The sequence below is a fragment of the Acutalibacter sp. 1XD8-36 genome (genome assembly GCF_009917525.1).
Taxonomy (GTDB): domain Bacteria; phylum Bacillota; class Clostridia; order Oscillospirales; family Acutalibacteraceae; genus Acutalibacter.
The window spans coordinates 137,547-151,546 of the sequence record NZ_QZDU01000003.1 but is presented as its reverse complement, the minus strand read 5'-3'; the positions used below and the strand labels follow the sequence as shown (position 1 = coordinate 151,546).

At 59.1% G+C, this 14,000-nt stretch carries 18 protein-coding genes; all 18 read right to left on the bottom strand.

The features are described from left to right. Positions 1 to 41: 41 nt before the first annotated feature. The 18 genes from D5270_RS07280 to D5270_RS07195 all read right to left on the bottom strand — a co-directional run bounded on the left by D5270_RS07280 (position 42) and on the right by D5270_RS07195 (position 13,995). Entirely contained in the window at positions 42 to 746 is a 705-nt protein-coding gene (locus D5270_RS07280; RefSeq protein ID WP_166543474.1) for a glycerol-3-phosphate acyltransferase, read from the bottom strand. Between the two features lie 17 nt (positions 747 to 763). After that, complete coding sequence (gene der / locus D5270_RS07275; RefSeq protein ID WP_166543473.1) at positions 764 to 2,092, bottom strand: ribosome biogenesis GTPase Der; 1,329 nt, start codon at positions 2,090 to 2,092, stop codon at positions 764 to 766. Between the two features lie 82 nt (positions 2,093 to 2,174). Next, positions 2,175 to 3,665: a DUF512 domain-containing protein gene (locus tag D5270_RS07270; protein WP_243150251.1), complete on the bottom strand. Its 1,491-nt coding sequence runs from the start codon at positions 3,663 to 3,665 to the stop codon at positions 2,175 to 2,177. A gap of 20 nt (positions 3,666 to 3,685) precedes the next feature. Beyond that, positions 3,686 to 3,868: a 50S ribosomal protein L32 gene (rpmF, locus tag D5270_RS07265; RefSeq protein ID WP_166543472.1), complete on the bottom strand. Its 183-nt coding sequence runs from the start codon at positions 3,866 to 3,868 to the stop codon at positions 3,686 to 3,688. Positions 3,869 to 3,910: 42 nt separating this feature from the next. Then, complete coding sequence (locus D5270_RS07260) at positions 3,911 to 4,396, bottom strand: YceD family protein (RefSeq protein WP_166543471.1); 486 nt, start codon at positions 4,394 to 4,396, stop codon at positions 3,911 to 3,913. Positions 4,397 to 4,495: 99 nt separating this feature from the next. Beyond that, positions 4,496 to 4,909: a hypothetical protein gene (locus tag D5270_RS07255; RefSeq protein WP_166543470.1), complete on the bottom strand. Its 414-nt coding sequence runs from the start codon at positions 4,907 to 4,909 to the stop codon at positions 4,496 to 4,498. 69 nt (positions 4,910 to 4,978) lie between these two features. Beyond that, positions 4,979 to 6,319, bottom strand: coding sequence for a glucose-6-phosphate isomerase (locus D5270_RS07250; protein ID WP_166543469.1), 1,341 nt, complete (start codon positions 6,317 to 6,319; stop codon positions 4,979 to 4,981). Between the two features lie 132 nt (positions 6,320 to 6,451). After that, complete coding sequence (locus D5270_RS07245; RefSeq protein WP_243150249.1) at positions 6,452 to 7,585, bottom strand: D-alanyl-D-alanine carboxypeptidase family protein; 1,134 nt, start codon at positions 7,583 to 7,585, stop codon at positions 6,452 to 6,454. 130 nt (positions 7,586 to 7,715) lie between these two features. Beyond that, on the bottom strand, positions 7,716 to 7,964 hold the full coding sequence (locus D5270_RS07240; RefSeq protein WP_166543467.1) for a DUF2442 domain-containing protein: 249 nt from the start codon (positions 7,962 to 7,964) through the stop codon (positions 7,716 to 7,718). Positions 7,965 to 8,021: 57 nt separating this feature from the next. After that, positions 8,022 to 8,483 carry a hypothetical protein gene (locus tag D5270_RS07235; RefSeq protein ID WP_166543466.1) on the bottom strand — a complete coding sequence of 154 codons (462 nt, stop codon included), beginning with the start codon at positions 8,481 to 8,483 and terminating at the stop codon, positions 8,022 to 8,024. Continuing rightward, positions 8,483 to 9,541, bottom strand: coding sequence for a baseplate J/gp47 family protein (locus D5270_RS07230; RefSeq protein WP_166543465.1), 1,059 nt, complete (start codon positions 9,539 to 9,541; stop codon positions 8,483 to 8,485). Before D5270_RS07230 ends, D5270_RS07235 begins: the two co-directional genes overlap by 1 nt. Continuing rightward, positions 9,528 to 9,860, bottom strand: coding sequence for a hypothetical protein (locus tag D5270_RS07225; protein ID WP_166543464.1), 333 nt, complete (start codon positions 9,858 to 9,860; stop codon positions 9,528 to 9,530). The genes D5270_RS07230 and D5270_RS07225 overlap by 14 nt, the downstream gene beginning before the upstream one ends. Before the next feature lie 3 nt (positions 9,861 to 9,863). Further along, positions 9,864 to 10,190, bottom strand: a complete 327-nt coding sequence (locus tag D5270_RS07220; protein WP_166543463.1) for a hypothetical protein — start codon at positions 10,188 to 10,190, stop codon at positions 9,864 to 9,866. Further along, entirely contained in the window at positions 10,165 to 11,079 is a 915-nt protein-coding gene (locus D5270_RS07215; RefSeq protein ID WP_166543462.1) for a hypothetical protein, read from the bottom strand. The genes D5270_RS07220 and D5270_RS07215 overlap by 26 nt, the downstream gene beginning before the upstream one ends. Further along, a complete protein-coding gene (locus D5270_RS07210; protein WP_166543461.1) occupies positions 11,076 to 11,591 on the bottom strand; it encodes a LysM peptidoglycan-binding domain-containing protein in 516 nt (171 codons plus the stop codon). The genes D5270_RS07215 and D5270_RS07210 overlap by 4 nt, the downstream gene beginning before the upstream one ends. A gap of 91 nt (positions 11,592 to 11,682) precedes the next feature. Continuing rightward, on the bottom strand, positions 11,683 to 12,366 hold the full coding sequence (locus tag D5270_RS07205) for a hypothetical protein (protein WP_166543460.1): 684 nt from the start codon (positions 12,364 to 12,366) through the stop codon (positions 11,683 to 11,685). A 16-nt stretch (positions 12,367 to 12,382) separates the two neighbouring features. Next, complete coding sequence (locus D5270_RS07200) at positions 12,383 to 12,769, bottom strand: hypothetical protein (RefSeq protein WP_166543459.1); 387 nt, start codon at positions 12,767 to 12,769, stop codon at positions 12,383 to 12,385. 215 nt (positions 12,770 to 12,984) lie between these two features. Then, the gene (locus D5270_RS07195; RefSeq protein WP_166543458.1) at positions 12,985 to 13,995 is read right to left on the bottom strand and encodes a phage major capsid protein; all 1,011 of its coding nucleotides are present in this window, start codon (positions 13,993 to 13,995) and stop codon (positions 12,985 to 12,987) included. Between the last annotated feature and the right edge of the window lie 5 nt (positions 13,996 to 14,000).

Below are 14,000 nucleotides of genomic sequence, written 5' to 3'. Positions count from 1 at the left end.
GGGGGAACCCATGTCCCCCTCATAATCCCTGCTATGCTTTGTCAGCGTGATTTTGTCCCGATAATGGGCTTCTCCTCGCCCCTCATAAGCCGCCCTATGTTCGCCCGGTGCTTCACCATCACCAGCACCCCCACGAACACGCTCACCCCTGTGGCAAACAGCAGGTACTCCAGCCCGCAGAAGCCCCGGCTATAGTCCATGAAAAAGACTATCAGGAAGGTGCACACCGGGTACATCCCCGCGCTTGTCACCGAGCACAGGGACATTATCTTCTTCCAGGCAAAGACCAGGCCGAAGGTAAGTATGACGGCTATGAACACCCGCCAGTCCGTGAGAAGTATCATTGCCGCCGCGGTCACAATGCCCTTGCCCCCCCTAAAGCCGTAATAGATTGGGAAGATATGCCCCACCACGCAGGCCGTCCCGGCAATATAGCGGGTGTATCTAAAGAGCTCCGCCCCGGGAGCTATGTCTGTAAAGGCCATAGCCAGCAGGTAGAGGGCAAGCTGGCTCAGGAGCACGGCTGCCACGCACTTTATAAAGTCCCCCGCAAAGGTCAGCAGGGCCGGGAGCTTGCCCACGCTCCTGAGCACATTTGTCATGCCCGCGTTGCCGCTGCCCTGTTCCCGGATGTCCTTTCGCTGGACTATCCTGGTGAGGATTATAGCCCAGCTCACTCCCCCCAGCAGATAGCCTATCACCGTTGAAATTATCAGCGCCAGAATAAATACAGCCTGCATTGACATGTTTTTCTCCCCCTAGTTTATTCTTTCTCGTCCTTCTTGTCCCGAATCATCAGGCGCACCGGCGTGCAGTCCAGCCCGAAGGTCTCCCGGATACGGTTAATGATGTACCGCTGGTAGGAGTAGTGGAAAAGCTCGTGGTCGTTGCAGAAGCACACGAAGGTGGGCGGCTTGGTAGAGGCCTGGGTCATATAGTATATCTTCAGGCGGCGCCCCTTGTCCGTGGGCGGCTGTACCCGGTTCACCGCCTGGGCCAGCACATCGTTTAAAGCGCCGGTGGTGACCCGCATGGAGTTGCTCATAGCCGCCAGCTTTATAAGCTCAAACATCCTCGAGAGCCGCTGCCCAGTTTTTGCCGAGATAAAGATGATTGGGGCGTAGCTCATAAATGAGAAGTCCTCAGCCAGCTTCAGGCGCATTTGGTCCATGGTCTTATCGTCCTTCTCAACCGCGTCCCACTTATTTACGCAGACGATACAGCCCTTCCCGGCCTCATGGGCAATGCCCGCCACCTTGGAATCCTGGTCTGTAAAGCCCACGGTGCCGTCTATCAGGATAAGGCACACGTCGGCCCGCTCCACCGCCATCTCCGCCCGCAGGTTGCTGTAGTATTCCACGGAGTCCTCAACCTTGGACTTTCTTCTAAGGCCCGCCGTGTCAATAAAGGTGAATGTGCCGTGCTCGTTTTCGATAGTCATGTCAACGGCGTCCCTTGTAGTCCCCGCCATGTCCGAGACTATGCAGCGGTTTTCCCCCGCCACCCTGTTCACCAGGGAGGACTTGCCCACGTTGGGTTTGCCTATAACGGCGACCTTGATTATCTCACCGTCCGGCTCCTCCTCCGGCTCCTCGGGCAGGGACTCCATCACCCTGTCCAGCAGGTCCCCGGTGCCGTGGCCGTGGACCGAGGAGACCATCACCGGGTCCCCCAGCCCCAGGTTATAGAACTCATAGAACTCCACCGGCGGCTGTCCCACGCTGTCGCATTTGTTCACGCAGAGCACCACCGGCCTTCCGCTTTTCAGCAGCAGGCTGGCCACCTCCTGGTCCGTGGCTGTGACCCCTGTGCGGATGTCGGTGACAAATATAATGGCGCTGGCGGAGTCTATGGCTATCTGGGCCTGCTCCCGCATTTGGGTCAGGAGCACGTCCCTGGAGGCGGGCTCCAGGCCTCCTGTGTCCACCAGGGAGAACTGCCGCCCGCACCACTCCGCGTCCCCAAAGATACGGTCCCTGGTGACCCCGGGGGTGTCCTCAACTATGGACAGCCTTCGCCCTACTATCTTATTAAATAAAGTGGATTTGCCTACGTTGGGCCGCCCCACTATGGCTACAATCGGCTTTGGCATTTTTCCCACCTTCTGTCAGAAAACTTTTTGAAAAAAGTTTTCCGACACCTTTCAAAAACTTTTTATCTTTCACTTATCATCTTTAACTTTTATCCGTTTCCCAGCTTTGGTATTCGTAGGGGTTATGGGATGTGGTTTCGGGATTGCTTTGGTTCAGGAGGGCCGAGAGCAGGTCCGCGCCGGAGCTGCCTACCCTTGCTGCCGGGGTGCCAAGATTTTCGGAGAGCTCCAAAAGGGTCATGTCGTCCAGGAAGACATCCTCTCCGGAGCGCAGCATGTTGTTTGCGATAAGCACCTGGTCCCCCAGTTCCCGGCCTCTAAGCTGTGCGCAGATATCCCGCCCGGTCAGCAGCCCGGTGACGTTTACTGTGCCGCCGAAGAACTCATTTTTTATGGGCACAAGGTCTATGCTTAAATTATGACATCTATCCCGCAGTACGTCAAGCATTTTATTCAAAAAATCATAGCCGCACTCCCCGGTGGGTATGGTGACGTGCCTGGGGCCCTCCAGCTCCACGTCCCCGGCCTCCTCAATGGCCCAGAGGAAGCTGTCCTCCAAATCCCGCAGCATTCCCACGCCGTTCTCTATCTGGGGGAAATCCTCGTAAAACTCCAGGGGCGGCAGCTCCCTCCCCGAGAGTATATACAGCTCGTCCGAGGCGTACACCGTCCGGGCCCCGCGCTCCCTCTTGCAGCGCTCTCCCCAGCCCTCAATTATCTCCAGAGCCGCTCCCGCGGACTCCCTGTCAAAGGGCTCCAAAGGATACAATCCCTCCCTGTACCTTGTAAGGCCCACCGGCACACAGGCCACGCTCTGCAGGCTGCCCTTCAGCCCACAGAGCTCTTTTAGGGTGAAGTCCAGCGCCCCGCCGTCGTTTAGCCCCGGGCAGAGGACTATCTGGCAGTTGAGCTGTATGCCCCCCTCCGCCAGCCGGTACAGGTGCCTAAGGCTCTCCCCCGCAAACCTGTTGCCCATCATCCTGCACCGCAGCTCGGGCTCTATTGTGTGCACGGAAATATTTATGGGGCTGATGTGCATTTCAAGTATGCGCTCAACCTCCCTGTCGTCTATATTTGTCAGGGTGATATAGTTGCCGAAGAGGAAGCTGAGCCTGTCGTCGTCATCCTTAAAATAGAGCGTCTCCCGCATACCCTTTGGGAGCTGGTCTATAAAGCAGAACACGCACTTGTTCCGGCAGGAGCGCTCCCTGTCCATAAGGTAGCTGTCAAACTCCAGCCCCAGCCCGGCATACCGGGGCTTCACCAGCTCCAGGCTGTACTCCCTGCCCTCCCGCTCCAGCAGGAGCCTCAGCTCCCGCTCGGTCTCAAAGAAACGGTAATCTAAAATATCCCCTATCCCGTGGCCGTTTATGCTTATGAGAATGTCCCCGGGGCAAATGCCCGCGCGCTTAGCGCGGCTCCCCTCCTCAACGCCGGTTATCCTTACCACACCGCCGCCCCCTTCCATATATCTTCCGGTAACAAAAAAGGGAGCGCCCAGAACCTCCGGCGTTCCCTTCTCGTCCTTTAAAACAGGCTGAGCTCCCTCGTTTAATAAAGCTCGCTTACGCATCCTTGTACGACGAAGTGCGCTTACGCGCCCTTGTCGACCACTTTCCGGTTGTTATAGAAACCGCAGTGGGAGCAGACACGGTGGGGAGACTTGAACTCTCCGCACTGGGGGCACTTCATCAGCGCGGGGGCCTGAAGCTTCCACACGTTTGAGCGCCGCTTATTCTTGCGGGCACTGGACAGTTTTCTCTTGGGTACCGCCATTTTCAGCACCTCCTTAATTTTTATAGATGGATTTTTTCAGAGTCAAAGCAGCTGCCTTAAAACCTCTAGCCTTGGGTCCGTCTGCGGCGCCCCGCAGGCGCACATTCCCTCGTTCCAGTTTTTTCCACAGCTCGGGCATAACCCCTTGCAGTCCTCCCTGCAGAGGAATTGGCCTGGGCTGTCCATCAAAAGGTCCTCCAGCACCAGGGCGTCCAGGTCCAGCCGCTCACCGGGCACAGTGATAAACTCAGCCGTGTCCTCCTGGCTTTCACGGACCAGGGTGTGGGAGAACTCCTTTGTATAATCGCGCACGACAGGCTCCGCGCACCGGTCGCAGGGCATACTCATGGTATACTCCACCCGGGCGCTCAGCTCCACTGAACCGGCAAAGCCCCTCAGCCGGGCCTCGACCCTCACGGGCGCACAAAACGGCTTGGCACCGCCCAATTCCACCCCGGAAAGGTCCAGCTCCACATTTAGACGCTCTAAAGCGTCTGACTGAAACAGCTTTTTCAGGTCAATTTCCATATCGCATATACCTCTGGCAGCTTCACGAAAGCCTCCGGCCTAGAATTGCCGAACTTTCACAAAGTATATTATAGTTTCCAAAATGTGATTTGTCAAGACTTATTTCAGCACGCAGTCCATCATAGAGGCGGGTATATCCTCCTCGGCGGCGGAGACCGAGAGGACGATATTGGTGTCGGCGGTCTCGCTGAGCTTCTTGAGCTCCGCTACCAGGCCCTCTATCTCGGCGGCGCCGGTGCCGGTAATCTTCAGGGTGGAGTCCACGAAGATGTCGGTCACGTCGTAGTTTCCCGCGCAGATGCCGCAGATGAAGCCCTGCAGGGTCTCCGCGCCCTTGATGTCATAGGCGTCGGAGTCCACCAGGCGGGCGGCGTAGGGGATGTTGAAGGTCATCTGCTTGCCCTTCTCGATGACGACCACATTGCCGTTGGACTTCTCCAGGGCCACGTTCACCAGCTCAATGAGCTTCTTTGTCTTGCCGGAACCTTTTTTTCCTGTTAAAAGAGTAACCATATTTAACTCTCCTTTGTTTTGTAATATTTTGACAGCCCGCACAGCGGACCGTTTCGTCCCAAAATTTTATCAGCGCCCGATACGCTCCTCCAGGGCGGCCTTCTGGTCCTCATACCCCGGCTTGCCCAGCAGGGCGAACATGTTCTTCTTATAGCTCTCAACGCCGGGCTGGTCGAAGGGGTTGACCCCCAGCAGGTAGCCGGAGATGGCGCAGGCCTTCTCGAAGAAGTATATAAGCTGGCCCAGGGTGTCCTCGGAGAAGTCGCTGGCGTGTATCACCACGTTGGGCACGCCGCCGTCGTTATGGGCCAGCACTGTGCCCTCGAAGGCCTTCTCGTTTATAAAGGCCATGGTGCGGCCCTCAAGGTAGTTGAGGCCGTCCACGTCGGTGGGGTCCTTCCCAAGGGTGACCTGGTGCTTGGGCTGGTCGATGAGCACCACGGTCTCAAAGAGCTGCCTGCGCCCGTCCTGGATATACTGCCCAAGGGAGTGCAGGTCCGTGGAGAAGACCACCGAGGCAGGGAGCAGGCCCTTCTGGTCCTTGCCCTCGCTCTCGCCGTAGAGCTGCTTCCACCACTCGTTCATCATTGCGTAGCAGGGCTCATAGCTCACCATGACCTCTACGGACTTGCCCTTATTATAGAGTATATTGCGGATAGCCGCATACTTATAGCAGTCGTTCTCGTCAAGCTCAGTGCTCGTATAGGCCTTCATTGCCTTGCGCGCGCCGCCCATAAGCGCGTCGATATCGCAGCCTGCAACGGCGATGGGCAGCAGGCCCACGGCGGTGAGCACGGAGAAGCGCCCGCCCACGTCGTCGGGCACAACGAAGGTCTCAAAGCCCTCCTTGTCGGCAAGCTGCTTTAAGGTGCCCCGGGCCTTATCCGTGGTGCAGAAGATACGCTCCCTTGCGCCCTCCTTGCCGTACTTCTTCTCCAGAAGCTCCCTGAAGACCCTAAAGGCTATGGCGGGCTCGGTGGTGGTGCCTGACTTTGAAATCATGTTAATGGACACGTCCCTGCCCTCACAGATTGTCACCAGCTCCTGCAGGGCGGTGGAGCTGATTGAGTTCCCGGTGAAGTAGATATCCGGGGTGTCCTTTGGCAGGTTATTGTACTTATCCGACTTCAGAAACTCGATAGCGGCCCTCGCCCCCAGATAGGAGCCGCCGATACCGATGACGATGAACACCTGGGAGTTCTTCTTTATGCGCTCGGCTGCGGACTTGATTCGCGCGAACTCCTCCTTATCGTAGTCCTCAGGCAGGGTGACCCATCCTAAGAAGTCGTTGCCCTGGCCCTTGCCGGACATGAGCAGTTCCGAAGCGCACTTTACCTGCGCCCCGATACCCTCGTACTCGTGCTGTGAAACAAAGCCTTTTAAATACCTGTCGTCCAGTTTTAGCGGCATTTTCAAAACTCCTTTGCTAGGCCCCGCGGCAAACATGCCGCTATGGGGCGGTAACTTTTTTCTAACCTATATTGTACAATAAGTCTGAGCATTTTGCAAGGCAAGTTTCCGAAGATTGGCTAAAAACTTTTTTTAAAGGCCAAGAAAGCTATACAGCAGGTAGGTAAAGGCCGAGGAAAAGCTTATGGCGGGAACGTCCCCGGCGGCGGTGATATCTACCTTCGCCACCACCTCGCCCCCTGCGGAATAGGTTATCTTCCCTATAATATCTCCCTTCTTCACCGGGGCCTTCAGCTCCGGCACCCAGCTTATCTGCTCCTCAATCTCCCCCATCGAGGCGGACTCCATGAGTATCTCCGGGCTCTCCCCGGCCTCTGCCCCCACAGTCTCCTCCATGCCCCCCTTTACCGGCACCATGGGCAGCTCCGGGCTCTCCGGCACCGTCACCGACCAGCCGCCGAAGCCGTAGTCCAGAAGGGCTGCGGCGTCCTTGAACCTGTCGTCGGTGCTCCCCGCGCCCAGCACCACGGCAATGAGCCTCAGGCCGTTCCTCTCGGCGGTAGCGGTTATGCAGCTCCCCGCCTGGGAGGTCGTGCCGGTCTTCAGGCCCGTTATGCCCTGATAGCTGCGTATGAGCTTGTTGGTGTTCACAAGCTGGGTCGCGCCGTCCCTCACGTAGTCTATCCAGGTCAGCGTGTAGTCGGTTATCCTCTCATGCCTTATAAGCTCCCGGCTCATAAGCGCCACGTCATAGGCGCTGGTGACATGCCCCTCCTCGTCCAGGCCGTTGCAGTTTTTAAATACAGTATCCTCCATGCCCAGCTCCCCGGCCCGCTCGTTCATCCTCTGCACAAAGGACTCCTCGCTCCCGGCCACGTTTTCAGCCAGTACCACAGCCGCGTCGTTGGCGCTCATTATCACCGTGGCCTTTATCAGGTCGTCCACGCTCATGAGCTCCCCCTCTTTGAGCCAGATATCCGAGCCCCCCATAGACGCAGCGTGGGCCGAGGCCGAGAGCTGGTCCCCAAGGGAAAGCTGGCCGCTCTCCAAAGCGTCAAAGGTAAGGCACAGGGTCATGACCTTGGTAATGGACGCGCATGGCCTCACCTCCCGGGAGTTCTTCTCAAAGAGCACCCGCCCGGTCCCCGCCTCCATAAGCACAGCCGACGGCGCGGATATCTCAACCCCCTCCCCCCGGGCGGCAAGCCCCGGCAGGAAAATTACAGCCAGCAGCAGGGCCAGCATCAAAGCGACAGTTTTTTTCATATTCATACACTCCTTGCAGGTATGTGATTGGATGGTATAAATATATGCCGGGGGATTGGGGGATAATGCAAGAAAGCCCCCGGCAGGCAAAACCTCCGGGGGACTTTCTGTTTTTGCTCAAATACTCGTACTACTGCACCCTGCCATACTCATAAATAGTGTCACTCGGCAGGTCTATCCTGTCATTCCAGAACACACAGGTCCGGCTCTGGTCAAGCTGGACCTGATTGAAAAGGCCCGTGATGGAGCGCAAATCCCTGTAGCTCTCTATCTGCTCCATATCCTCCTTCACATCATATAGGACCGACTTTCCGTCATCAAAAACCACACGCAGAAAAAAATCCGGCAGCGGCGTAACAGCTTTGATTTTTGGTATCATATGCGCACCCCGACTCACATGTTGTTTTTTCCATTCTACCAGATTCAAAAAGCATAGTCAATCCGCCCGAATCTCCCACCTGACCCCCGCAGGCATCATCCTTTCCGCCACCTTCCGGGCCTCGGCCTCCGTGATACCCAGGTACTCCTGAACATGTATGACCATCTTCCCTTCCTCAAGGCCAGCGCTCCCCCTTATCCCCGCGGCGTCCAGTATGCCCTCCATATCCCTCATGAGCACCGGCCCGCCCCGACGGGAGAGGGCGGCGGCAGCGCCGCGCCTGCGGGTGTCAATGTCCGCCCAGGAGGACTGCCGCCTGTATAAGCGCTCCCAGATACCCAGGCGCTCCGGCCCGGCGGTGGCGGCAAAAATATCCCCCTCCAGCCTTACAAGGCTCTCCTCAACCGGCCTGAGCCCCGCGCCGTAGGCCTCCAGCTCCTGGTCTATCATGGTGCCGCCGTCCAGCCTATAGGCCCCAGAGCCGTTCAGTATCTTCCTCATATTCTCAACGCTGTCCATCACTTCACCTCCGAGAATACCACCATGCCGGCCGTTGGCACTATGCCCAGCGTACCCTCATGGTCCCGGCTGGAGTCAATAAAGTTGACCCTGCCCACGCCCGGCTCCGTGTCCATAATGAGCCGCTGTATGTCCGCCATATACACGCTCTCCCCCACAGAGCGCTTCCCAAGCCAGGCCTTCACAGCATTTGTAAGGGAGGCGGTTACGGCGCTGAACTCCACGCCCTCCCGCATTTTCAGCGCCGCGCCCACCGCCACCTTCTTTGTTCCGGCGGACTGGACCACAGCCTCCACACCCACCGGGCACCTGCCGTTAAGCTCCTCCTGCAGGGCAGCGGCCGCCTCCTCGGAGACAGCCGCCCCGTCTCCCCAGACGTAGACCGTCACCATGGAGCCGTCCCCTGAGACCCCCGCCTGGGCCGAGCGCACGCCCTCGTGCTCCAAAGCTATGCCCTCAAAGTAACCCGGGCTGCCGAAGCCCTCAAGCCTGTCGATACCCTCAAGTATCCGCTTCCTGTAGTCCCCGTCCTGCTCCGGGTCCGTGCCGCCGGAAAAGGCCTTGGGGTTTGTCACATAGTTTATGCCGTTTACTTCACTCACCAGGGTGTTTATATACCCCGCCGCGGCGTTCCCACCGCTGCCCCCTGTCACCGCCATAGCCGGTACAGCTACCGTTACCGACCCCGCGCCGAGCACAGCCTCCTCTGTGGTCTCATACTCTGCCGCCTCCCCCGAGGAAGCGCAGACAGTCCCCTTTGGTATCACCAGGTCAAAGCTCACCGGCACATATCTTGAGAATACCAGGGTTCCCTTGGCCTTCTCGCTGCCCCTGCGCTTTACGCCCCGCTCCATGCCGTGCATGTCCAGCCGCTCCCCGTCGGCAGTCTGTGGGAAGGCCTGCCGCCACAGCCAGTCCATCCGCGCCTGTAATCTGTACACCTCCCCAGCCATCACCTGCAGCCTGATTCCTATATCCGAAACATCCTCCGGCCTGCTGCCGCTCCTTTCTGTGTACTCCCCTTTCATCCTCTCAAGTATCTCCCTATAGCTCTCCAAGCTCAACACTCCCCTCTCCCGCCGGGGCCGACACCCTAAAGCTCATGCCCCCGCCGCTTATAAAAACCTCAGTCACCCGCACCCCCGGCAGCCACAGCAGCGCCTCGTTCGCCATAGCCAAAGCCCGCTCCGGGGCATGCTCCTCCTCCCTGTCAAGCAGGTGCAGCCTGCTGCCCATGCCCCTGTCATATGGGAACTCCCCCTGCCTTACCGCCAGGCTCAGCCGCACATAGTTCAGCGTCTCCTCAAGCCCCACGGCCACTGCCGGAAGCCCCCCAGGTCCCGGCACGAAGCCGCCGTCCTTTACAACCGTGTCCAAGCTCTAACCCTCCTTTGGCTCAAAGGCCTGTCCGTTTATAACCACCCTGCCGTCGTTTAAAAGGCATATCTCCGCGCCCCCCGCCGAGTACAGCCTGGTCTCACCCGCCTGCAGCCCGCTGTCCGGGACTCCGGCTACCCCGGCGCAGTAGCCGTCCAGCATTACCGCCTGCTTCCCCGCCTCGGCAACGCTCATGAGTCCATAGGGCAGAAGCTGCTCCGGCTCCTTAAACAGGCTCTCCCCCTGCACCGAGAAGCCCCCGGCCTCCTCTACCCTGCCGCTGTGCAGCCTCACGCCGCCGCCCTCAAAAAGCTTCCTGGTCAGCCACATCCCCTTTCCCCCTTTCCAGCACTAATCTTGTCCGCTCACCGTTTCCATCCCTAAAATACGTGCCCCGCCGCACCCGGCAGCCCTCAAACCTCCCAAGCCCCGGCACAGACACGTCAGCTATTATCCCCCTTAAGGGCCAGACACCCCCGGCGCATACCACCGTCAATAGCCCGCTGTCCCTTTTGGCCTCCTCAAGCATTCCCCTCGGGTCCCTGCCGCTCTGGGCGCTCACATATCTCCTGCGCACTACAGGTGCCTCCGGGTCGCTGTAAAGGGTGTCGTAGCCCCCTCGGTAGCCCTGCTTCCACACCGCGCTCAGCCTTTTATAGGGCAGCCTCTGGAGCTCCGCGCTTATCACGTCCCGAAGCTCCGCCCTCACTTCCCCCAGCCCCTCGCAGCGTATGTCCCCCTCAAAGTCAACATAGGGCTCGGTCCCCAAATACTCCCCGCAGAAGTCACAGAGCACCCGCCAGCAGGAGGCCCCCTTCTCAACCCTCAGCTCCCCCGGCACGCTTTCGCTCTCCCCCTTTATCCGCCCGAACCCCAGCGGCTCTATAAGCCTTTTATGTATGCTCTCCAGGGAGGGCCTCTTAATAATCACCGGCTCGGCCTCATTGTCCAAAAGCAGTGCCTCCCTGCTCCTGGACACCAGCTCCACAAACAGCCCCTCAGAGGTGAGCCGGGTGTTCTGCTCGTCCACTATTCCCCTGAAGACCCCCTTGCCGCCCTCATACATACAGACCTCGTTGATATCCTCCCAAATTCTGTCAGCCGGGAAGACCGCCTTTAGCTGGTCCGCCGGAGCATCCCAGTCAAAGGAGAGCGCCGCCTCCCTCGGGTCCCCCAGCAGCATTCTCCCGCCGTCCTGCATTACCCCCCAGTAAATCACGGCGCAAACACCTCCTCCCCAAGCTCCAGGCAGGCGATATCCCTGATATGGGGATTAGCCGCCCGCAGCAGCTCCATGTCCCAGCCATACCTTCCGGCATAGTCCCAAAGGCTCTCCCCGGCCTCGGCCCTGTGCACCCCCTGGCCCCTATAGCTCTCTCCGGCCCATACCTCGGTAAAAGCAAAGCTGTACTTCACAATATCCGCTCCTTCCTCCCCCAGCAGCCTGAGCCCCGAGAGCACAGCCCTAAAGGGCTCCAGCCCCGGAAGCTGCAAGTTTCCAGGACCGCCCTGCCCAAAGAGCTCCTCAAGCTTCCTCCACTGCTCCATGCAGGTACTGCCCACAAAATACCCCTTGCCGGTCACCTGCCGCTTTTTCACCCCCAGGTCCGTCAGCCTGCTCCCGGCAAAGGGCAGGGTGGTCTCCCGGATATTCTGGGCGTACTCCACATTCAGCTCAGTGGGGTTTACCTGCCAGCAAAGCCCCTTGAAGCTCATAGTCATCAGCCTCATCTCAGCGCCTCCCCTATAGTCCCGGGATACCTCCTGCTGTCCCGTTCAATCTCCCTGCTCAGCTCCTCCGCCCGCTCCAGGCTCTCCATGCTCATTCCCCCTCTATCTCTATTCTCCTCCCGGCAGTCAGCACCCCGCTGCCCTCTGCCGAGAGGCTCCTCCACCTGCACCCTGTGTACATCACCCTCTGGCTCCCAAGCCTCAGGGTAAAGCCCTCAAGCTCCTCCGGGCTCTCAAAATCCAGCCCCTGAACCTCCACCGTAAATCCCCGGCTTCCTTTATAATAGAAAGGCTCGCTCTCTCCAATGGCCCTTATCCCCTCCCCGGACTCCTTCTCCGATACCTTCCAGCCTGCGGCAGTACATCTCTCGCCGTTTATCTCCACCGGGTATCTCACCTTCTTCCCTCCGGCGCTCCCGGCCCGCAGGAAGGTGAACACGCACCCGGCGGCTACGGCTCCGCCAGCCTTGTCTAAGGCCGCCGCCCCCCGCTCAACTCCCGCAAATAAAGGCTCTCCCGCCTTTGCAAGCTCCGCCATTTTATTCAGAACATCATCGGCGCTGCCCCTGCCCCTTGGCACATACACTGTAAAGGCCAGCTTGCCGCTCCACTCGCCGCCCTGCTCGCTCTCCTTCGAGACCGCGCCCATAACGCACACCCGGGCTCCCGGCCTGAAGGCCTCCTTCGCGCTTAAGGCCTCCCGAAACTCCACCTCAGGCATAGCCGCCCGGAACATTTCAAGCAGGCCCAGCAAAATCTCCCTAGCCGTCCCCATGACCCTTTACCTCCTCTCATGCCGTTCCGAAATAAAATCCGTCCTCAACTGTCAGCCCCCGGCAGGCAAGCCCCTTTTCGTCCCGCAGCCGCTGTGCCGCCCCCAGCCTGTCACCAAGCTGTATTTTTATCTCGCCTGAGCCCACCCCCTGGGGTGCCGCCGCCTGGTCCAGCGCCGCCAGCTGCCAGAAGGCTTCCGCTGCCGCCAGGCATTCCAGGGCGTTCCTTTCGCTCTCGGTGCCCTCGGTATCCGTGAGCTCGGGCTTTATTCTTGCCGCCACCCACGCCGCGCACTCCCTGCAAAGCTCCCTGCAAAGAGCCTCCCTTACGGGCTCATTGCCGTCAGGCTCCTCGCCGCTGTAGAGCCTGAATTTCTCGGCTACGTTTTCTGTGCTTATAGTCATGGCTGTTACCCCTTTCTCCGTTTCCTTTTTAGGATTATATTTACGGCCTACGGCGGCTGGGACTTTTGGCATTCGCTGTGCGAAGTCGTCCCAAACCCCACTAGGGCTCCTGGCATTCGCCATGCGAAGCCGCCCTAGACCCGCAAGGGGGACATATCTCCCTTGACTCCCTTCGCGCTTTGCGCCCCCGCCTTCAGCCTAGTTCATTCTGTCAGTTACGCGCCGCAGTCCAGGCCGGACACCGCGTCCTTGAATATCCTTGCAAACCCGCTGATAACGCTGATGCCTGCCCGCTCCAGCTGCCTGTCTATCAGCTTATCGCAGTCCAGGTTTATGTCCCCCGACTGCACCATCTCCAATGCGCAGCCCCTGTCCAGCACCACTATCTTATCCGCAGCCATCCCCGGCACATGTATCAGCTTCGCCCCCAGGGGAGTGCACAGGGTCCCGGTCCCCTGGAAGTTCATCCCCGCCTGGGCGTCCTTAAATTCCTCCACCTGCAAAAGCTTCTGCATAGCCGCCGTCCCTGCCACCACCGTGTTCAGCTCGTAGGGGGCCAGCTCCCCCCAGAGCCCGATGAAGTCGCCGTAATTGGGCGTGCCCTTTTTAAACGTCAGCGGGGTATTCCCGTCCTCGCCGTTCATCAGCACCTCTACCGCGTCCTTCACCTGGGCCCCTGCCATATAAGCCCCTATCTGCCGCAGAGTCACCGTCAGCAGGTCCAGCTTCTGGAACCTCAGCGCCTCATAGGTGCTCACAAGCATACGGCCGTGCTTTTGCAGCCTCACCAGGTTTGCGCTGGTATGTATCTTCGTGCTGGGCAGCAGCGCCCCCTCTGCCACAATCTTTAGCTCGCCGGTATCGCCCTCGGTCTCAGGCTCGGCTACTATGCTCCTATAGTCCATGGCGTCTATTCTGGTGACCGTCGCCGCCAGGTCCTCGGCCCTTGTGCCGCTCTCCATGCCCTGCTTCACCGCCCGGGCCACATATTCCGGGAACAGTGCAGCGCTCTGGGTGCTCTGGAAAAAGCTCTCCAGCGTTCCGGACTCCGGCCCGCTCACCTTAATGGCAAAACGCTTGAGCTGCCGCTGGTACGCGTCCAGACCCTCCATCGGCGTTCCCCGGTAGTTTTCCGAGCTGTCCAGCTCCTCCAGCACCTGGCTGAAGCTCTTGCCGGGGGTTGTGTACATGCCCTTCTCCAAAGAAATATTCTCATAATAAGCCATAGCTA

Coding starts and splice junctions, on each gene's coding strand:
- D5270_RS07280 (WP_166543474.1), bottom strand. CDS start 746: ATGTCAATGCAGGCTGTATTTATTCTGGCGCTGATAATTTCAACGGTG.
- der (WP_166543473.1), bottom strand. CDS start 2,092: ATGCCAAAGCCGATTGTAGCCATAGTGGGGCGGCCCAACGTAGGCAAA.
- D5270_RS07270 (WP_243150251.1), bottom strand. CDS start 3,665: ATGCGTAAGCGAGCTTTATTAAACGAGGGAGCTCAGCCTGTTTTAAAG.
- rpmF (WP_166543472.1), bottom strand. CDS start 3,868: ATGGCGGTACCCAAGAGAAAACTGTCCAGTGCCCGCAAGAATAAGCGG.
- D5270_RS07260 (WP_166543471.1), bottom strand. CDS start 4,396: ATGGAAATTGACCTGAAAAAGCTGTTTCAGTCAGACGCTTTAGAGCGT.
- D5270_RS07255 (WP_166543470.1), bottom strand. CDS start 4,909: ATGGTTACTCTTTTAACAGGAAAAAAAGGTTCCGGCAAGACAAAGAAG.
- D5270_RS07250 (WP_166543469.1), bottom strand. CDS start 6,319: ATGCCGCTAAAACTGGACGACAGGTATTTAAAAGGCTTTGTTTCACAG.
- D5270_RS07245 (WP_243150249.1), bottom strand. CDS start 7,585: ATGAAAAAAACTGTCGCTTTGATGCTGGCCCTGCTGCTGGCTGTAATT.
- D5270_RS07240 (WP_166543467.1), bottom strand. CDS start 7,964: ATGATACCAAAAATCAAAGCTGTTACGCCGCTGCCGGATTTTTTTCTG.
- D5270_RS07235 (WP_166543466.1), bottom strand. CDS start 8,483: ATGGACAGCGTTGAGAATATGAGGAAGATACTGAACGGCTCTGGGGCC.
- D5270_RS07220 (WP_166543463.1), bottom strand. CDS start 10,190: ATGTGGCTGACCAGGAAGCTTTTTGAGGGCGGCGGCGTGAGGCTGCAC.
- D5270_RS07210 (WP_166543461.1), bottom strand. CDS start 11,591: ATGAGGCTGATGACTATGAGCTTCAAGGGGCTTTGCTGGCAGGTAAAC.
- D5270_RS07205 (WP_166543460.1), bottom strand. CDS start 12,366: ATGGGGACGGCTAGGGAGATTTTGCTGGGCCTGCTTGAAATGTTCCGG.
- D5270_RS07200 (WP_166543459.1), bottom strand. CDS start 12,769: ATGACTATAAGCACAGAAAACGTAGCCGAGAAATTCAGGCTCTACAGC.
- D5270_RS07195 (WP_166543458.1), bottom strand. CDS start 13,995: ATGGCTTATTATGAGAATATTTCTTTGGAGAAGGGCATGTACACAACC.